The organism is Thermococcus sp. M36 (assembly GCF_012027355.1).
Lineage (GTDB): Archaea > Methanobacteriota_B > Thermococci > Thermococcales > Thermococcaceae > Thermococcus.
In genome coordinates, this window is the sequence record NZ_SNUH01000001.1 from 586,278 (window position 1) to 604,119 (window position 17,842).

General features: G+C 56.1%; 25 protein-coding genes. 5 read left to right on the forward strand and 20 right to left on the reverse strand.

What is annotated here, in order from left to right; translation table 11 throughout:
- The first annotated feature begins 11 nt into the window (after positions 1-11).
- Together E3E36_RS03400 and E3E36_RS03405 are read left to right on the forward strand one after the other, a co-directional pair.
- Complete coding sequence (locus E3E36_RS03400; protein WP_167893963.1) at positions 12-686, forward strand: metal-dependent hydrolase; 675 nt, start codon at positions 12-14, stop codon at positions 684-686.
- A 214-nt stretch (positions 687-900) separates the two neighbouring features.
- Positions 901-1,905 (forward strand): cell wall-binding repeat-containing protein, encoded by a 1,005-nt coding sequence (locus tag E3E36_RS03405; protein ID WP_167893964.1) that lies wholly within the window; start codon positions 901-903, stop codon positions 1,903-1,905.
- Between the two features lie 81 nt (positions 1,906-1,986).
- On the opposite strand, the gene E3E36_RS03410 is transcribed toward E3E36_RS03405, so the two are convergent.
- From E3E36_RS03410 to E3E36_RS03445, 8 genes are all read right to left on the reverse strand, one after another.
- Positions 1,987-2,130 (reverse strand): C2H2-type zinc finger protein, encoded by a 144-nt coding sequence (locus E3E36_RS03410; protein ID WP_167894740.1) that lies wholly within the window; start codon positions 2,128-2,130, stop codon positions 1,987-1,989.
- 48 nt (positions 2,131-2,178) lie between these two features.
- On the reverse strand, positions 2,179-2,991 hold the full coding sequence (locus tag E3E36_RS03415) for a hypothetical protein (protein WP_167894741.1): 813 nt from the start codon (positions 2,989-2,991) through the stop codon (positions 2,179-2,181).
- Positions 2,992-3,025: 34 nt separating this feature from the next.
- Positions 3,026-3,673 carry a hypothetical protein gene (locus E3E36_RS03420; RefSeq protein WP_167893965.1) on the reverse strand — a complete coding sequence of 216 codons (648 nt, stop codon included), beginning with the start codon at positions 3,671-3,673 and terminating at the stop codon, positions 3,026-3,028.
- Between the two features lie 99 nt (positions 3,674-3,772).
- Positions 3,773-4,927, reverse strand: a complete 1,155-nt coding sequence (locus E3E36_RS03425) for a glycosyltransferase family 4 protein (protein WP_167893966.1) — start codon at positions 4,925-4,927, stop codon at positions 3,773-3,775.
- On the reverse strand, positions 4,928-5,719 hold the full coding sequence (locus E3E36_RS03430) for a UbiA prenyltransferase family protein (RefSeq protein ID WP_167893967.1): 792 nt from the start codon (positions 5,717-5,719) through the stop codon (positions 4,928-4,930).
- Positions 5,720-5,804: 85 nt separating this feature from the next.
- On the reverse strand, positions 5,805-6,653 hold the full coding sequence (gene speE / locus E3E36_RS03435; RefSeq protein ID WP_167894742.1) for a polyamine aminopropyltransferase: 849 nt from the start codon (positions 6,651-6,653) through the stop codon (positions 5,805-5,807).
- 110 nt (positions 6,654-6,763) lie between these two features.
- A complete protein-coding gene (locus E3E36_RS03440) occupies positions 6,764-7,237 on the reverse strand; it encodes a pyruvoyl-dependent arginine decarboxylase (protein WP_167893968.1) in 474 nt (157 codons plus the stop codon).
- Between the two features lie 164 nt (positions 7,238-7,401).
- Complete coding sequence (locus E3E36_RS03445) at positions 7,402-8,550, reverse strand: cation:proton antiporter (protein ID WP_167893969.1); 1,149 nt, start codon at positions 8,548-8,550, stop codon at positions 7,402-7,404.
- A gap of 77 nt (positions 8,551-8,627) precedes the next feature.
- On the opposite strand from E3E36_RS03445, the gene E3E36_RS03450 reads away from it, so the two are divergent.
- Positions 8,628-9,035: an ACT domain-containing protein gene (locus tag E3E36_RS03450; RefSeq protein ID WP_167893970.1), complete on the forward strand. Its 408-nt coding sequence runs from the start codon at positions 8,628-8,630 to the stop codon at positions 9,033-9,035.
- Here E3E36_RS03450 and E3E36_RS03455 read toward each other — a convergent pair.
- From E3E36_RS03455 to E3E36_RS03490, 8 genes are read right to left on the reverse strand one after another with little or no spacing between them, the layout of a single operon-like run.
- The gene (locus tag E3E36_RS03455; protein ID WP_206203468.1) at positions 9,018-10,511 is read right to left on the reverse strand and encodes a proton-conducting transporter membrane subunit; all 1,494 of its coding nucleotides are present in this window, start codon (positions 10,509-10,511) and stop codon (positions 9,018-9,020) included. The genes E3E36_RS03450 and E3E36_RS03455 overlap by 18 nt on opposite strands.
- A gap of 5 nt (positions 10,512-10,516) precedes the next feature.
- Positions 10,517-10,807, reverse strand: coding sequence for a cation:proton antiporter subunit C (locus tag E3E36_RS03460; RefSeq protein ID WP_167893972.1), 291 nt, complete (start codon positions 10,805-10,807; stop codon positions 10,517-10,519).
- A complete protein-coding gene (locus E3E36_RS03465) occupies positions 10,800-11,201 on the reverse strand; it encodes a Na(+)/H(+) antiporter subunit B (RefSeq protein WP_167893973.1) in 402 nt (133 codons plus the stop codon). The genes E3E36_RS03460 and E3E36_RS03465 overlap by 8 nt, the downstream gene beginning before the upstream one ends.
- The gene (locus tag E3E36_RS03470; RefSeq protein ID WP_167893974.1) at positions 11,198-11,440 is read right to left on the reverse strand and encodes a hypothetical protein; all 243 of its coding nucleotides are present in this window, start codon (positions 11,438-11,440) and stop codon (positions 11,198-11,200) included. Before E3E36_RS03470 ends, E3E36_RS03465 begins: the two co-directional genes overlap by 4 nt.
- Positions 11,437-11,667, reverse strand: a complete 231-nt coding sequence (locus tag E3E36_RS03475; protein WP_167893975.1) for a hydrogenase subunit MbhD domain-containing protein — start codon at positions 11,665-11,667, stop codon at positions 11,437-11,439. The genes E3E36_RS03470 and E3E36_RS03475 overlap by 4 nt, the downstream gene beginning before the upstream one ends.
- A complete protein-coding gene (gene mnhG / locus E3E36_RS03480; RefSeq protein WP_167893976.1) occupies positions 11,648-11,962 on the reverse strand; it encodes a monovalent cation/H(+) antiporter subunit G in 315 nt (104 codons plus the stop codon). The genes E3E36_RS03475 and mnhG overlap by 20 nt, the downstream gene beginning before the upstream one ends.
- Complete coding sequence (locus tag E3E36_RS03485) at positions 11,955-12,227, reverse strand: monovalent cation/H+ antiporter complex subunit F (RefSeq protein WP_167893977.1); 273 nt, start codon at positions 12,225-12,227, stop codon at positions 11,955-11,957. Before E3E36_RS03485 ends, mnhG begins: the two co-directional genes overlap by 8 nt.
- On the reverse strand, positions 12,203-12,808 hold the full coding sequence (locus E3E36_RS03490) for a Na+/H+ antiporter subunit E (RefSeq protein WP_167893978.1): 606 nt from the start codon (positions 12,806-12,808) through the stop codon (positions 12,203-12,205). The genes E3E36_RS03485 and E3E36_RS03490 overlap by 25 nt, the downstream gene beginning before the upstream one ends.
- A gap of 192 nt (positions 12,809-13,000) precedes the next feature.
- Between E3E36_RS03490 and gcvH the strand changes: the two genes are divergently transcribed.
- Positions 13,001-13,405: a glycine cleavage system protein GcvH gene (gcvH, locus tag E3E36_RS03495; RefSeq protein ID WP_167894743.1), complete on the forward strand. Its 405-nt coding sequence runs from the start codon at positions 13,001-13,003 to the stop codon at positions 13,403-13,405.
- Positions 13,406-13,757: 352 nt separating this feature from the next.
- On the opposite strand, the gene gltA is transcribed toward gcvH, so the two are convergent.
- Both gltA and E3E36_RS03505 read right to left on the reverse strand, forming a co-directional pair.
- Complete coding sequence (gene gltA / locus E3E36_RS03500) at positions 13,758-15,209, reverse strand: NADPH-dependent glutamate synthase (protein ID WP_167893979.1); 1,452 nt, start codon at positions 15,207-15,209, stop codon at positions 13,758-13,760.
- Complete coding sequence (locus E3E36_RS03505; protein WP_167893980.1) at positions 15,209-16,075, reverse strand: sulfide/dihydroorotate dehydrogenase-like FAD/NAD-binding protein; 867 nt, start codon at positions 16,073-16,075, stop codon at positions 15,209-15,211. The genes gltA and E3E36_RS03505 overlap by 1 nt, the downstream gene beginning before the upstream one ends.
- Positions 16,076-16,241: 166 nt before the next feature.
- Here E3E36_RS03505 and E3E36_RS03510 point away from each other — a divergent pair, with 166 nt between their 5' ends.
- Positions 16,242-16,463 (forward strand): hypothetical protein, encoded by a 222-nt coding sequence (locus E3E36_RS03510; RefSeq protein WP_167893981.1) that lies wholly within the window; start codon positions 16,242-16,244, stop codon positions 16,461-16,463.
- Here E3E36_RS03510 and E3E36_RS03515 read toward each other — a convergent pair.
- Together E3E36_RS03515 and E3E36_RS03520 are read right to left on the reverse strand one after the other, a co-directional pair.
- Positions 16,450-17,211 (reverse strand): tRNA (adenine-N1)-methyltransferase, encoded by a 762-nt coding sequence (locus E3E36_RS03515; protein ID WP_167894744.1) that lies wholly within the window; start codon positions 17,209-17,211, stop codon positions 16,450-16,452. The two genes, E3E36_RS03510 and E3E36_RS03515, sit on opposite strands and share 14 nt — an antisense overlap.
- Positions 17,195-17,830 (reverse strand): DUF257 family protein, encoded by a 636-nt coding sequence (locus tag E3E36_RS03520; RefSeq protein ID WP_167893982.1) that lies wholly within the window; start codon positions 17,828-17,830, stop codon positions 17,195-17,197. The genes E3E36_RS03515 and E3E36_RS03520 overlap by 17 nt, the downstream gene beginning before the upstream one ends.
- Positions 17,831-17,842: the final 12 nt, after the last annotated feature.

Sequence of the window (17,842 nt, forward strand, 5' to 3'; positions counted from 1 at the left end):
AGGTGATAGCGATGGTGAAGGTGAAGTTTCTCGGCCATGCTGCTTTCCTGATCGAGGGGAGCAAGAAGATCCTGATAGACCCGTTCCTCACGGGCAACCCCAAGGCGGCCGCAAAGCCGGAAGAGCTTGAGGCAGACCTGATCCTCATAACCCACGCCCACGGAGACCACATCGGCGACGCCGTTGCCATAGCGCAGAGGACCGGGGCAAAGATAGTCGCCATGTACGACATAGCCAACTACCTCGTCGAGGGCAACCAGGGGATAACGACCATCGGCATGAACTACGGCCCGACAGAGGTTGACGGGGTTAAGATCGTCCAGGTTCCGGCCTGGCACTCCAGCAGCGACGGTAAGTACAGCATAGGCAGTGCCTGCGGCTACATCGTCGAGCTCGATGGCGTTAAGATATACCACGCGGGCGACACCTTCGTGTTCAGGGACATGGAGCTCTTTAACGAGCTCTACGGGCCCATTGACGTCGCACTCCTCCCGATAGGCGGACACTTCACCATGGGGCCGAGGGAGGCAGCCAAGGCCGTCGAGCTGTTGAAGCCCAAGAGGGTCGTCCCCATGCACTACAGCACCTGGCCTCCAATTTCAGCAGACCCGGAGGAGTTTAAGAGGCGGGTTGGCGACAGGGCCGAAGTCGTCGTCCTTGAACCCGGAGAGGAGCTTGAACTCTGATCATACCGGGACTCTTCCGGGCTTCTTTTCCCGTTTTAAGCCGTCCAAGGTTGGCCAGCCCCTGCGGCGGGTGCCCGGCGTTTTGCGCGGGGAGCTGTACATACTCCAGAATCCCTGTGCAGTGGGCCTTTTGAATCACAGAACTTCCCCTCCGGCGTTCTGAACCGAAAAACCTTTTTAAGGGCCTCGTACTACTCCCCGTTTAGGTGGTGGAATGGTAAAAAGGGCCGTCGCTGTAGCGTTCATCGTGCTGGTGCTCTCGTCCTTCCTGATCCCCCACGCGTCTGCCCAGAACGGTGAGGGCGTGCCGAAGTACGACCTCATAATCGTGAGGAACGACGACCTTATCGACTACATCGTCGCGCTCCCCTACGCCAAGATGCTCGACGTCCCGATCCTTCCTGTGAACCCGAAGGAGCTGGATCCCGGCACCATTGCCCAGCTCCAGAGCTATGCCCAGTTCGGGTGGAACCACGTCCTGATAATAGGCGATTCCCAAGCGGTCAGCGACAGGGTTCAGGACGAGCTCCTCAACATGGGATTCACTGTTGAGAGAATAGGTGGCGCCGTCAGAACCGAAACTGCCGCGAAGCTTGCCCTCCAGTTCTACCCCAACGGCTACGAGACCGTTGTGGTCGCCAGCTCAAGCGACTACGGCTCCGCACTGGCGGCGGCGAGGTGGGCAATGATATACGGCTACCCCCTACTCCTCACCCAGGAAGATGCACTCTCAGACTCAACAGCAAACGCTCTGAAAAAGCTCAACCCGAAGCTGGTGCTCCTCATGGGGGCCGGGATGTCCAAAGATGTTGAGGCGAAAATCAGATCCATGGGCTACGAGACGTACTGGTACAGGGAAAACCTCAAAATAGAGATCCCAGAACAGCCGAAAAGAACGGACTGGGCGGCCATAGCTATGGCCGTTATTCTTTCCCTGGCAGTAGCGGTTCCGGTTTCCATATACTATGCCAAGAAGCGCTGGGCCACCAACAGGGTGCCAATAGAAGTGCTCACCGAGAAGGAGCGCATAGTCGTCAAAGCGATACTTGAAAAGGGCGGGACTGTCAAGCAGGAGGAGCTCCCGGAGATGACCGGCTATTCAAGGCCCACGATAAGCAGGATAATCCAGGAGCTTGAGAAAAAGCAACTGGTGGAGAGGGAGAAGGTCGGCAAGACGTTCACGGTGAAGCTCACAAAGGAGATAGTGATCAGGGATTGACGGTCGGCAAGCCCGAACCCGCTCATCACTTTTTCAGCCCTGGCCGTTTTCCTCATCCCAAGAAAAAAAGAACGTGCAGGATCACTTCCTGAAGAGATGGCCGTGCGCCCTGTTGACGTGCCTTATGTAGTCCCTGCTCCTGCGGAAGACCATACCGCACCTGGGGCAGCGGAAGTAGAGCTCTCCGTCCCTGTCCTTGAATCTGACGGCCTTCAGCACCGCCATCTCCTCCACCCCCATCGCCCGTAGGAGATTGAATTTTTAAGGTTTGCGTCATGCCCATATCCTGTTGCCCTTGACCTTGAGGTATCCCAGCGTCTGCAACTCCTTCAGGAAGTCCTCTATAGCTTCCTCGTCGAAGTATATGTTGAGCCTCTCATGCTCCCCCTCAACCACTATCGGCTCCCGCTCAAGAAGGGCCTCTATGAGCTCGTTCTTCCTCCTGTGCTTTCCAGCGAGCTCTAGGATTACGTCTGCGAGAACCGAGCGGGCTATGCCGTCGAACATGGCCTCGACCATGCTCTCCTCGGTAGCGTAGCCCTCGGCTATCTCAAGGGCCGCCTCGACGAGCTCCCTGTCCACTTCCATGACCTCCACGTAGTACCTCTTCTCTAGGGTGTACTCGGTAACCATGCTCGTCTCAAACAGCTTTTCAATATCCTCAAGGTACTCCTCGACTTCCTCTATGGGGAACCTGAGCTCGACGCGAAGCATGTCCAGGGGCGGCTTCTCCTTCAGGACTAGCGTCCCGTCCTCCTCGACCGCGGCCCCTGCCTCGATGAGGGCCGTCACCAGTATCAGCTTTTCCAGGTCAGACTCATCGAAGAGCTCTTCAAGGGATTTTCTACCGCCGATCTCCCAGTCCCCCATCATGTCCTCGTAGGAGGACTTCAGCTCCTCAAGGGACTCCTCAACGGGGGGTATCTCCTCGGCACGCTCAAGAAGCTCCGCGTACGTCCCTTTGAGGATTATGTAGTGGGACACCTCAGGATAAACCTCCTCCCGCGTCCGGTTCATGATGCCCGCCCTGCTGAGCTCCCTCGAAAGTGAGTTCATATCCTCCCTGCTCAGAACCTCCAGCCTCAAGCCTCTCACCGGTGTAATAAAAGGGTACAAGGAGTTATAACCTTTGGCCCCCGATCAGCTCCAGAAGGAGGGCCCTGACGGGCCGGTTGTTCAGGCGCTCAATGGCCTCTGCAACCTCGTCCCTCAGCTCAGGACTGTACCTAGTGTACAGGTAGAGAGCGTAGGCAACGATCTTGGGATCGCCCTCCATGGTTCTTTCCATGGCCTCCGCAAGGATCGGATCCCCAAGGAGGGCGTCCGCGAGGGCCTCCATTGCCCTCAGGTCGTTCTTCTCAACGGCCTCCCGGAAGGGGCGGTAAAAGCGCGAGAGGACGAGCCTCGCGAGGCGTCCCCTCTCTTCAGCCTCTTCAAGAAGGGTCTTCTCCTCCCTCCTGCCCTGAAGGACGTTATACACTATGGGAAGAGCGACCATCGCGGCGGCAATCACGGCATAGGGCAGAATGGGCACACGGACACCGGAGGGTAAGCGGTTCCTTAAGTAGAGGAGAACCAGAAAGCCAATGAAGGCCCATATCCCCAGCAGAAGCAGATAGTAAAAGGAATGATCCCCCATGTAACCGGAGGGGCCCTGGGGGGCCCCAAACTGTTCCAGATACCTCATCCTCTCCTCCGCAATCTCTATCTCGGCCTGGAGGCGTTTTATCCGTCGGTCTATCTCGTCGAGTACTTCATCCACGCCCATTCCGACCACCAGCGATAAGCGCCGCTGTCTCCCAGCCCAACACGCCCAGGAGGCCCCAAACCCCCGCCAAGTACATCTCTCCACCTGCACGGGTCTTCCTTAGACCTTTTGGAGCGCGTCCTCATAAGCCTTTTCTATCTCCACCACCACCTTTGACCAAGAGTAGCGCTCTTCAACCGCCTTCCTTCCGTTTTCTCCAAGCCTGTGCGCCAGCCTCTCGTCAGACAGAAGTGCTTCCATGGCGCTTCTAAGGGCAGGTTCGTTTCCAGGGGGGACCAGAAGACCACTTTCGCTCTCCCTGATGACCTCGGGTATGCCGCCAACGTCGGTTGCAACAACAGGTACCCCTGAGGCCATGGCCTCAAGTATCACAATCCCGAACGCTTCGGCGGTAATGGAGGGGAGAACAAAGAGGTCGGCGATTCCAAAGATCTTCGGAAGCTCCTCGCCGGGGACGTAGCCCATGAACCTAACCCTGTCATCCATCCTGAGGAACCTCGCCTGGGCCTTCAGGAACGGGAGCATCTCCCCCGAGCCCACCATGAGCAGGGTCACATCGTCGTTGCTCCTCGTGATGTCCTGGAATGCATTAAGGAGAACGTGAGGGCCCTTCCTGGGCGACATCCTGCTTACGTACAGAACAACCCTGCCCTCCAGGCCCAGTTCATCTTTTACTGCCTCCTTCTCTTCCCTGGAAAGGGGCCTGAAGCGCCCGTCATCAACCCCGTTGGGGATCACCCTGACCGGCACGTCGGTAAAGTGGCCTATAAACGCCCCGGCGGCCCTGCTCACAGCTATTATCTCGTGGGGGTACTTCAGGTACCTGCTGAAGAGGGGGATCGTGAGACCTAGTGCCTCCCACAGCCGGGACTCGTAGGAAAAGGATATGCTGTGTGTTGTCAGCAGTGTCGCCTTTCCCATATTCCTACCTGCCTTTACCGCTTTAAGGGCCAGCGGCGTGAAGGCGTGGTGGGAGTGGACAACGTCGCAGTCCTGGAGGAAGCTCCCCATTTCCTTGCTGGAAACCACAGACTGCCCCAGGTTTATTCCCAGCACCGGGCTCACCCTGCCGGGCACCCTGACCAGCTCTATCCCATACTCCGCGAGCTCCCCCTCCTTCCCGGTTTCCAGATCGTTGGTCACTATTGAGACCTCGTGTCCCCTCCCAGCGAGCTTCAGGGCAAGGCTGTGGATGTGGCTGGCGACACCGCCGATCTTCGGGTAGTACCAGTCGCTTACGAGCGCTATTCTCATTCAGACCACCGCCCCCAGCGCATGGAACACCAAGAGTACAACAACCGCGGCATCGCTCAGCCTGTAGTTGTCCCTGAACCCGTAAAACGCCCCTCCAACCAGCCCAAGCACAGGGTTCAGGGCCGCGAGAAGGAGGACGAGGGTAAGGCCCGAAAAAACTGCAACTAGGGTCTCCGAACGCCTCTTCCCTATGACTGCAGGCGTGGTTCTTAGGCCGGCGGAGAGATCGCTTTCATAGTCCTCAAGGTGGTTCCTGAGCTCCAGAGAGAAAGAGTAGAGGCCCACTGCTGCCGCTATGAGCAGTTCGTTTTTTGAGAGGGTGCCGTCCACCAGAGACCCGTATACGAAGGGCAGGAATCCAAAGAACAGCCCGTGCACCAGGACGTCCAGGGCAGGTCTGGCCTTGAGCCTCGGGGGTGCGGAGTACACGGTGGCTAGGAAGACCATCGAGAGGTACACGACGAACGACGGCCAGCTAAGGGTGTACGCAAGGAGCGTGCCCAGGAGGGAGAGGGACAGGGATGTCACGATTCCCTCCCGGAAAGTGAGCTCTCCCGACGCCACGGGATTTTTATGCAGCTTCCGGGGATTTTTTGAGTCGGTATCAACATCAAAACAGTTGTTTATCGAAAATGAGTACCACACAAACAGCACTCCAGCCAGGAAGGAGACCGCCGCGGCCCCCTCGAGCCCTGGCCGGTAGTTCATGAGAATGGCGAGGCCTATGAGGGCCACGTACGCTCGCCCGTCCAACGGCCGGAGATTCTTAACGATCGCAGTAATGGATGCCATGTGATATACCACCCTCTCCCCACTGGGCACCGCACTTATAAATGTTCCCCGAAAGGGCGTGTTAAAAAGGAAGTCGTGGAGGGGATCACTCCGACTCAAGAAGCTTCCTGACGTACCTCGGCATCTGGAACAGAGTTTCGTGCCTCTCAGGGTCGTAGTATTTGAGTTCAAGCTTTGCCGCACGCCCAAGGTCAACTTTTGTGAAGTCCACGTCGCCCTTGACGCCGACCAGGAAACTCCACGGAGAGGCGTAGCCTATAACCGGGAAGCTGAAGTAATAAACGCGGTCAAAGACGCTCTTCATAGCCCTGTACGCGTCGAGGAGCTCGTTCGTGAACAGGTAAACGCTCCCGGCCTGGGTGATGTATAGTCCCCTCTCGTTCAGCTTCTCGTAGGCGTCGCGGTAGAACTCCTCACTAAAGAGGAGCTTCGCCGGACCAACGGGATCTGTGGAGTCGACTATGATGACGTCAAAGCGCTCTTCCGTCTCCCGAAGGTATTTCACACCGTCGCCGACCATTACCTCGGCCCGGGGGTCTTCAAAGGCTCCCCTTGCAACGTTGAGGTAGAGCTTCGACGCCTCGATAACCATGTCGTCAATTTCCACCATCACCGCCCTGTCCACAGTCTCGTGCCTCAGAACCTCCCGCAGTGTGCCCCCGTCGCCCCCGCCTATTACGAGAACCCTCCGCGGGTTCGGGTGGGCAAGCATGACCGGATGGACCAGCGGTTCGTGGTAGCTCTCCTCACCCTCCTCAACGAGCTGGACGGTGCCGTCGAGAACGAGAAGCTTGCCGAATCCCTCCGTCTCGTATAGTTCGAGCCTCTGATACTTCGTCTGCGTCTCAAAGAGCCTCTCCTTGACCTTAAAGCCGACACCGTAACCGCGAGGGTACCACTCGATGAAAGCCCTTTCCTTCTCGTTGTATCCCATGAGTCTCACCGCTTTAAGGTTGGGGATTGTGTTTTAAAGCTTAAGGTTTACGCACCGGTAGAAAGGAGCCTGCCCCCGTTCGGGGAATGGATGAAATAAGAAAGTGCAGGTCAGTAGGGGAACATGACGACGACTGCGAGGGCCGCTGCCGGCTTGTCCCTGACGGTTATGCTCGCGCTGGCAACGCGGAACTCTGCCAGCTTCCAGCCCCTCTGCCTGAACCCCTCCTCGACCATCTTCCTGACCATCTCCTCCGCCTCTTCCTTGGTGCAGTAGCCGGAGTACTCGTAGATGAGGCCGCCCTCGTTGCCCTCACTGATGCCTATTCCGAGCGCCGCGCTGATGGTCATCCCGGGCTCGTCGCTCTCTATGTGGGCGTAGACTGTGGGAAGGAGCATGCCTATGGGCACGTCCGGAACCTCTCTGATCCACTCAATGTGGGCCGGGATGACACTGCTCAGCTTAACGAGATTGACGTTCCCTATCCCAAGCTTGAGGAGTGCGTTGTCAAAGGCGTTGAGCTTAGTCCCACCCTCTGCAGCGGCGGCTCCTATAAAAGCCCTCTTGGGCGTTGTCCAGCTCATCTCGGCTTCCTCCTCCCGGTTCTCACAGGTTAGATGACTTTAGACCGTACCTCGATTTGTCTACTCCCTAATCTGACGGGGTCTTAAAAACGTTTCCATCCCATTAAAAAAGCCCCACACTCCCTGCATGCTCCCCCTACCCCCATATGATAGCCCCTCTTAGGTCACAAGGCCCTGTCGGAGTTCCTTTCCCGGTAATAGTTCACGGCCCTTCCCAGGGTTGCGGAGGCAAATATACCCATGACGCTCGTGAGCGAGGCCATAGCGTACATGTGCTCGCTCAGCACCCCTGACACAAACCCTATCTCTCCGACAAGCAGGCCCAGGACACCGAAGCTTGCTATCCCCGCACCCCTGACGGCGGACGTCAGCGGATCCCCGTGCCTCACCATCACCGACGATACGACAAGCCTGACGACGTAAACAAAGACAAAGAACTCCACGACGACGAAGGACAGCTCGGTCTCGAAATTCAGGCCACGCCAGGCGAAGAATATGGGAGCGAAGATGCCGTAGGTAACGCCGCTCACTATCGTGGTCAGCCTGTCGTACTGCTTGGTACCGACAAGGTCGCTGTGCATCATCAGGCCGGCAAGGAACCCTCCTATGCTGAAGTGGAGCCCTAGCTCCTCACTGACAAATGCGAGGGACGTCGAAAAAACCATGAAAAGCCCAAAAACGGCCTCATCACTCTTAAGTCTCCTGAGGAATCGGATTATCATAACCTTGTGCCTTATTCCAATTATATAATTCAGGTACAGTATGATACCTATGAAGAAGGCATCCTTGAGAACGCTCTCAAGGATGGGCAGGTAGTTCCCAGGGTTCTCGTGCACCCTCACCATCACATAAACGATGAACAGGCTCATTACCTCGCTTATAACTGCGTAAGACAGGGCGACGTGGATGAAGTCCTCACCGAAGAACCTCTTCAGACGGAGGACTATCGGCGCCGAGGCCGTGGACAGTATCGCGGCCACTATTATAGTGTCCGAGCTTAACCTCCACCCCGCAAAGGGGAGCGTTAGGACGAGCATTGTCAGGTACGTGACGACGTACAGGGGCACTGTTTTCCTGCCCGCATAATGGAGCTCTTCGGGAGTGACCTCAAGGCCAGCGGATATCATAAGGAAGAAAAGCCCGAGCTCGGCCATCAGCTCCATCTGATCCCTGGGCATGTTAATCAGAAGGGCGCTCAGTGCCATCCCGGCGGTTATCTCCCCAAGAAAGCCAGGATAACCCAGTCTTTCGAAGCCCTCAGCAAGGAGCCTTGCAAAGGCTATGATTACAAAGACGTACCCTATGATTTCCATGTTGGTTTCCTATGGTGGCTGGGTTAATAATGTTTCCGCTGGGCAAGGCTTTTATCAATTAAATGAGAGCTCCAATTATGAGGCACTACGAGATAGTTCGAATAAAGGAGAACGGAAAGGTTGAGATACCCCTCGATTACGCCTACGAGCTCGGTCTTGTCGAAGGTGCCTACTTCCTTCTGGAGATTGACACGAACCTCAACGAGGTACACATGGAAAGAATAGCTCTACCAGGGAAGAAGCTCGTGGAAGTCGAACTTATTGTCGAAGACAAGCCCGGTGTTCTGGCGAAGATAAGCGGTCTCTTCGGGAAGTATGGAGCGAACATACTCTTCAGCGAGTCAGAGGAGCTTGAAGGCATAGAACTGGCCGGGATAGTTGCGGTCATAGACGTGAGCGGAATGAGCGGCACGCTGGAGGAGCTGAGGGGAGAACTTGAGGTGCTGAAGGAAGTTAAGGAGGTGGTCCTACGCCCCCTGGAGTAGGACCGATGTCAGAATTGCCAGTATAAAAATCGCCGTGAGGACGTTTACTTCCTTTCCTATTTCTCCAAAGCCGACGTGAACTCTCTTCTCGAAAATACCCGCTGCCTTCAGGATGAAGAACAGAACCATGGCCAGGACTATGTATACGATGTCTTTTGGATCAAGGACGGCCCCTAAATACAGCCCAGAGCCTAAAGTGATGAATGCAAGGAAGCTGGAAGAAAACTTCCAGACAGACTTAATGTCCTCGGAGGGACCCTTCAGCAGGTAGTAGTTGAGTTTTGTGAAGGAAACCAGCGTGCCGACGCTCCCGGCATAGAGGACATACTTCCATGCCCCATCGAGGCCAGAAGAGATCAAACCCTTCGCGTAGGAGCCTACGAAGGGAGAAACGCCGCCTATGGCCAGACTGAGCATGACCACGGAAAGCGCCATGAGGGGCACGTTCCTGTAGCCAAACTTCCCGAGTTCCCGGGTTTTTCTTCCCAGAGCACCAACGCTCAGGAAAAGGCCACCCTTGAAGAGTGAATGAGCGAGTGCGTAGTATGCTGCCCCTAGAAAGTTGAGACTCGCTATCCCGAGAAGCACATAGCCCATCTGGGAGACCGTCGAGTAAGCCAGAAAACGCTTTGCGTCCCTTTGTAGGAGCGCCATAGCTATGCCAAAGAAAATGGACACGACTGCCGTACCCATGGCGAGGGTTCTTAGGGTCCCCCCTATAGGAAGGGCTGAGAACATGAGAACCAAGCCGTAGGCGGGAGCTTTAACCACCGCCCCAGAGAGAACCGCGCTGACCGGAGTGGGAGCACTCGAATGGGCATCCGGAAGCCATGAGTGGAGCGGAAAGATGCCCGCCTTCAGGAGCAGCGAGGCAAAGGCTATCCCAACGGCCGCGTTCAGCTCCCTTGAGGGGACGGCGTTCTCGGATATAAGAATAAGGTTTAGATAGCCCGTCTCCATGTATATCAGCCCTATGGCGAAGACGAAGAAGTAGGAAGCCAGGAGTGAGAGCATGAGGTACTTGAAGGCGGCTCTCCTGGAGTTCGGCTCGCCCAAGAAGGCTATGAGCGCGAAGGCCGAGACAGATGCAATCTCCATGTAGATGTAGAAGTTAAAGAGGTCTCTCGCTATGAACGCTCCCAGAAGGCCAGCGTGGAGAAGCAGGAACAAAGCCAAAGCCTTGGGCGTTTTCTTGTCCCTGAAGTCAAAGTAGGATATTGAGTAAAGTGCCGCAAAGACGAAGAGTATGAGCTCCCCCACGATGAACGGCAGGTTCAGTTCGCTTATCCCCACCTCTATGCCACTTATCCGGTTCCAGCCGCCGACTATCTCCCCCTCCGGGGTGCCCATGAAGAGAACCGCGGCAGGGAGGATGGCACCAAGCAGGAAGGAAACCTGTATTATAGGCTTTTTCACCCTCAGCGTGTCCAACAGGACGATAAGGAAAGCAAAGAGGAGCGGGGACGCTACCATCATCGAAATCACTGACTATCCCTCCGCATGCGCATTATAATCGCCAGGGCTAGGGAAGTTATCGCGACATCAACTACAAGGGTGGTGAGCATAAGCGTCGCTGGGAGCGGATCAACGGGATCCGTGGGCATTATGGGGACGTCCTTTCCCGGCGAATATGCCAGCCCCACGAAGAAGAGAACCAGACCAAGGGAGACGACGTTGATGGAGAGCACTAGCTTTATCGGCTCCTTTTTGGCCATCAGGCCGTAGGTCCCGATAAGCATGATTACTACTCCAGCCTGTTCCGGGCTAATCACTTTCAACCCACCTCAGCAGGATGTAGAATACGAACGTGAACGCCGCACCGACCTCAAGGCCAACGATGACGTTGAACGGAAGGATTATCCCGCCCTCCGTGGGCAGGAAGTTGGCATAGAACGCCCCAAACGCAAGTCCGGTCATTCCCAGGAGCACGAGCATCGCCCCGGCGGAGCTCTCTATGAGGCTTGCCCAGTTGAAGTGGAACCTCCTCCGGACTTTGCTGTAGCCGTGTGATGTGATGAGCAGTATTACGGCCACCGCCAGGATAACCCCTCCCTGGAAACCGCCGCCGGGGCTTATGTGGCCGTAGAGCATCAGATAGACCGCATAGGTGACGAGGAATGGGCTTACCATCTTGGTCGTCGTCCTCACAACGGTGCTCATCTTCACTTTTTCTTCCCCCCGAGGAGGACGTAAAAACCGATGACGGCCGTGAAGAGCAGGCTCGCCTCGCCGAGACTGTCGTAGGCCCTCCATCCAGCGAGTATCGCCGATACTAGGTTGGGAACGTTTATTTCCGTCCAGTGGGTGACATAGTACGTGTAGCTCCCGCCGTAGGGCGGCGAGTAGCTCAGCGAGAGGAGCAGAATGCCCAGTGCAAGTGTCAAGGTGGCGGCAGCGGCCCTCACCGCGTCACCCCCTTTATGGTAAACAGGAACACCCCGATGACCACCGCTCCAACCACTATCGCCGAGAGCGCCACGTCGGGGGCTTTGAGCTCAAAGAGAGCCAGGACAAAGAGCAGGCTTAGGAGTGCGTACTTAACAACCGCACTAACCAGATCCTTCTCCTCAACCACAGCCACCGCAAGGACCACCATTGCCACGAACACCACGTCAAGGATTGTCCCAAGCATACATGTCCACCACAACTTTCGGCTTCACCCCGTACTTGTAAGCCCCGCGGGCTATGGCGTGGCTGACCATCGGGTTTATCATCGCTATAAGGAAAGCCAGCACGAGGAACTTGGCCCTGACCACTGCGGGGGCGTCCATAATCAGGATGAGGGCCAAGATTATGCCCATCGCCCCACCGGTGTCGCACTTACTGGCCGCGTGCAACCGGGTGTAGACGTCGGGGAAGCGAAGAATCCCGAGTGCCCCGAAGACCATGACGGCCTCCCCGAAGAGCATCAGGAACACCTCAATCATGACCTGCCCTCCGCTCCATGTATTTCGCCAGGATAAGCCCGCCGACAGAGTTCACCATGAGCAGGACTATCGCCAGGTCTATCAGGTAGTACTCCCTCCTGATCACGGAGACGACGGCAATTATAACGACGACCTTCGTCGTTATCGTATTGAGGCCCACTATCCTGTCCGGAAGGGTGGGCCCCCTGAGCACACGGTAGGTCACCAGGAGTGCCGTAAAGATGAGCACGTAGAAGGCGCTCACCAGAAGACTTTCTTGAGCCATTCCTCGATGTCCCCCTTTATCTTTTCTCCCGCCTTCTCCCTGTTGAGGGTCTCCACCTCTATCCAGTGGACGTAAAGGTAGGTCTCCCCCAGCTTCTTGTTGACGTCAAGGGTGAGCGTCCCCGGGGTCAGAGTTATGGAGTTCGCTAGTATCGCAATGCCCGTATCCGAGTGGAGGTCGGTTTTTATTTTAATTATCCCCGGGTTGATGTCCATCAGGATGACGTTTTTAGCCACCCGGAGGTTGCTCTCAAGGAGCCTGAACGCCATTATCACGATGTACTGGGGGAGGTAGATGAACGCGAAGTAGAGGAGCTTTTCCACAATGTGGCCGGTTCTCCGGATGTCCGCAGTGAGGAGATCCCTCATAAAAGCCGCTATTACAAGGGTAACTGCCGCGCCCGTTACAAGGTTCCCGGGGCCGAAGCTCGCGGAGATAACGACCCAGAAGGCCATCAGGACGGCCCACGTTAGCACGACCCTCTCCCAGGCAGGGAGGTCGGACGCCTCGAACTGTTCGTGGAGAACCCTCCCCTTCAGGTTCTCCAGCCTCTCCTTCAGGTAGAAGGGGACGCGGCTCATGTGGAGGTTTACGTTGAGGGGAGTTATAACGCTTTTGCAGGGACAAAAAGATAACCCAAAACATCGAAACCTGTTTCAAACAGTGCCCCAAAAACCGCAGATTTTTGCGCCGCAATCGCGCCCGGCGTTGAGAATGGCCCACAATGGAAAGGTTTAAATCTCAGGCGGCTTTATGGAGAAACGGTGATGCTCATGATTGAGGTAGGAGAATATAAGGTCAAGGAGGGCCTTTACTACACCAAAGACCACGAGTGGGTCCAGGTTCTCGACGACGGGACTGTTCTGGTCGGAATAAGCGACTACGCCCAGAAGGAGCTCGGCGACCTTGCCTACGTCGAGCTTCCTGAGGTCGGTAAAGAGGTCAGCAAGGGCGACGTTCTCTGTGAGCTGGAGAGCGTCAAGGCCGTCAGCGAGGTCTACGCTCCCGTTAGCGGCGAGGTTGTCGAGGTCAACGAAGCCCTTGAGGACAGCCCGGAGGCCCTCAACGAAGACCCCTACGAGAACTGGATAGCCAAGCTCAGGCCGGGCAACCTTGACGAGGAGCTTAAGGAGCTCATGGACGCTAAAGCCTACGCCGAGTACCTTGAGAGCCTCTGATTCTGGTTCCTTTTCATTACCTTCCGACCGTTCTCCGAAGTCTTTTGTCGAGAGGGCAGTCTCCAGAGACTAGGGTACATGAGCAAAAGATGAAGGAGTGAGCTCCGTTCTCTTTTCTCATCATCCGCTCAACCAGAGCGGTTCAGATACCCTAGAGGTCGTCATCGCTCGTTCTATGGTCTTCAGGAGGAGTTAAAAACCCAGCGGCTCGGCCAGTATGCCCTTCATCACCGGTCAGCCACTCCGGAGCTCGTCATTGCCAGAGTTTCATTCGCCAGGGAATTGATAAAGTTGCCGCAACTTCTGGGGCAGTAATTGTAAGAGAAAAGTTGAGAAGAACAGAGAAAAGAGCTCAGGCGTTCTCTCTCTGCTCTTCCCTCTTCTTCGTGAGGTACTCATGGATGGCCCTAGCCGCCATCCTTCCGTCGCCCATTGCCAAGATAACGGTCGCTTCTCCCCTTATCGCGTCGCCACCGGCGAAAACTCCCGGGATGCTGGTCATAAGGTTCTCATCCACTACTATCTTTCCGCGCTCGACCTTGAGACCGGGAGTGTTGACTATGAGCCTGTTCGGATGCTTTCCAATGGCGATGATGACCGTCTCAGCCTCAAGCGTAACGTACTCGCCGGTGCCGATTATCTTCCTCTTGCCCCTGCCGTCCCTCTCATCCAGGGGCTTCATCTTCTCGAACTTCACAGCCTTGACCCTGCCCTCCTCGTCGCCGATAAACTCCACCGGATTGACGAAGTAGACGAACTCAATGCCCTCCTCCTTGGCGTGCTCTACCTCTTCAACGCGCGCGCTCACATCCTCCGGGCCGCGGCGGTAAGCTATGGTGACCTCAACGCCGAAGCGCCTCGCTGAGCGCGCCGCGTCCATTGCTGTGTTTCCTGCACCGATGACTATGACCTTCTTGCCAACCTTGACCGGTGTGTCGTACTCCGGGAACCTGTAGGCCTTCATGAGGTTAACCCTCGTGAGGAACTCGTTTGCTGTGTAGATGCCGTTAAGGTTGATTCCTGGGGCATCCACAAGCCTTGGCGTTCCCGCTCCCGATGCTATGAAGACCGCATCGTACTCCTCCATGAGCTCCTCCATCGTGACGGTCTTCCCTACGACGTGGTCGGTGAGGATTTTAACGCCGAGCTTCCTCAGCTTGTCTATCTCGCTCTCAACGATGCTCTTCGGCAGCCTGAACTCCGGAATTCCGTACATCAGGACTCCTCCGGGCTCGTGGAGGGCTTCGTAGATTGTGACATCGTAGCCAAGCTTCGCCAGCTCTCCAGCGGCAGTAAGTCCTGCCGGACCGGCGCCTATGATGGCAACTTTCTGACCCTTCTTCTCGATCTTAGGCGTTATCTCAAAGAGAAGCTCCTCGTCAATGCCCTTCTCGCGGGCGTAGTCAGCCACAAACCTCTCCAGCTTACCGATGTTGATCTTGTCGCCGACCCTGCCCATGACACAGTTCATCTCACACTGGTCCTCCTGCGGGCAGACCCTCCCGGTGGTGGCTGGAAGCGAGTTGCAAGCCCAGATGACGTTGAGAGCCTCCTTAACAGCTCTATCAGGATCGTCGCGGTACTCCACGAGCTTGCTTATGAAGCCCGGAATGTCAATGTGAACGGGACAGCCCTTTATACAGGGCGCGTAGTCGTAGGGACACTGCAGACAGCGCTCGGCCTCCTTCACGGCCAGCTCAAAGGTGTAGCCGAGGTTGACCTCGACGAAGCTCTTAACCCTCTCCTCCGGCGGCCGCTCCGGAGTGGGAACGCGCTCCTTGATGATCTTCCTTTTGACGGCCATCACTGCTCACCTCCGGTTAAGGCCTTCATGTACTCCTGCATCGCCATCATCTCCATGTCGGTGTAGTAGCCGCTCCTTGATATGAGGACGTCCCAGTCGACCTTGTAGGCGTCGAACTCAGGCCCGTCTATGCAGGCAAACTTGACCTCGCCGCCAACGGTCACACGGCAGGCACCGCACATACCGGTTCCGTCCACCATTATCGGGTGGAGGTCGGCCTTCATCGGGACGCCAAACTCCTTAACAACCTCAAAAACGGCTCTCTGGTCGCCGGACGGCCCGACCATGAAGACGAGGTCGAAGTGCTCCTTTTCGAGAAGCTCCCTGACCTTCTCGGTGAGCCTCCTGGTGACGTTCTTCATGTTCTCGGGGAAGCTCTTGGTCATGTCTATCGGAACGGTCTCGAGGATGTGCCTGCCCACAGCCCTCTCCATCTCGTCCTTCAGGACGACCATCGGCTCAAAGGTGACGTGGAGCGTTGTGACATCGTTTCCAAGCTCCTGCCAGGCCTTGGCTATTGGATACACCTCAACTATTCCGGTGTAGGCACCGATGGCGAGTATCTTCCCGAACTTCTTCATCTCGACGGGGTTTCCGAGTGGGCCGGCTATGTTGAGTATCCCGTCGCCCTCCCTGAGCTCGGCCGCCATCCTCATGGTGGTCTTCCCGCGGGTGAACACTATGAGAACTATCCAGCCCTCTTCCCTGTCCCACATAACCGGCGTGAGGGGAATCCTCTCGCCGTTCTTAAATGCCCTGACTATGACGAACTGGCCGGGCTGAACCTTCCTGGCCACGTGGGGAGCGTGAATCTTATACCATGTGTTCCTCATGGCGATTTCCCTTTTTTCGAGGATCTTATACACAATGAACACCTCCATACATGGGTTCAAAGTTGGTCATCTAAAGGTTCACAACCTTGGGTGCTTATAAACCTGTTGTTAACCTATGGTTCAATATCCGAAAGGATTCTCGGCCCGGATGGGAAAAGACTAAAAAACGTTCGCAGAAAAGGGGCAGGGGGTAAAAGCCATGAAGAAACTGGTGTACCACGCGTCCATCGTCCTCACTGCCGTGTCGCTGTTCTGGCCCGTCATCTACAGCAACGTCCCTGCACTTCAGAGGATACCGGGCAACCCAGTGCTCCAGGCAATAGTCGGACTGCTGCTTTTCGGCGGGACGGCGTACCTCAGCTACGATGGGAAAAGTGAGGAAGAGGGTGCAGAAAAAAACGGCGGGACTACAGCTTCCTGATGAAGGTTATGTATCCAGTATGGGCCAGCATCGTTGTCTTTGGCCTCATGCACTCTTTCTTTACCTCGTGCTCCCTGACAAGGACTTCAACGACCCTCGGCCTGTAGAAGTGGTCCCTGTACTCCTGGAACACCTGGAAGAAGCGGTGGACCTGGTTCATACAGGGGGTGTAGGCGACGAAGTAGCCGCCGGGGCGGAGCACCTCGACGGCGTGCGGGAGGACGTTCTCCGGCTGGGGCAGGTCGAGGACGATGTGGTCGGCGTAGTCCTCATCAATGCCGTCGTAGATGTTCTTGAGCTTTATCGTTACCCTGTCGGAGAAGCCGGCAAGCTCGACGTTCTTCCTGGCTATCTCGGCGTGGTCTTCCCTGACCTCGTAGCTGATGATCCTTCCGCTCGGCCCGACGATGTTTGCTAGGAAAATTGTGAGCGCACCGCTCCCAACACCGGCCTCTATGACGGTGTCCCCCGGAGAGATGCCGGCGTAGGCGATGATTATGCCCGCGTCCTTCGGGTGGACGATCTGGGGCCCGCGCCTCATCTTCGCTATGATGTCATTGATGTCCGGTTTCAGAACGCGGAACTCCTCTCCCTTATGACTGGTTATCGAGGTTCCATAGTCTTTTCCGATGAGCTCGCCGAGCTTGAGTATCCCCAAGTCGGTATGAAACTCCCTCTCCGAGACTGTTACGAGGTACCTCTTGCCCCTCCTGTCAACAAGCAGAACCCTCTCACCCTCCTGAATCAATGGCATCACCGCCCTTCTTCACGGTAAGGCCCTCATTGGACACGTAAAAGACCACTGAGGATATCTCCTCCAGCATGGCGAGGTGTTCCCTTGAAATCAGATCCTCGTTTATGAAGTGTATCGTGGCCCACTCCTCCATAGGTATCGTGCTGAGCCCCGTCAGTATGGCCTTCATGGCGTCGCTCCCGCCGAAGTGTATGTAGTGGCCAAGTCCAAAGGTCAGGAAGTAGCCGGGTTTGGTGGGGAGGTGTCCTATCCGGTTGATTACAGAGTAGTAATTCTTGAGAAAGCTCTGGACGCTATACGTGGGAACGACCTCCTCGATGACCTCCCCGTAGCTTATCGAGCCGGGGCCGATCTTAACGACCTTTATCCTTTTTATCATCTCAATTAGCTCGCGGTATTTTTTCCCTGAAAGCCTGCGGACGTAGTTTTTGAACAGGATGTTCCCGACCCCGAAGAAATCTCCCACGGCAGCCCCGTCTCTCTCGGTTACAAGGGGTATCACGAAGCCCCATGAAAACTCCTCGATGGGGTACAGTGAGGGATACTCTATCAGGACTATATCACCGCGATTGATCTTTCCAAACAGGTACTCATCGAAAAGGGGGTACATCATCCCGGCTCACCA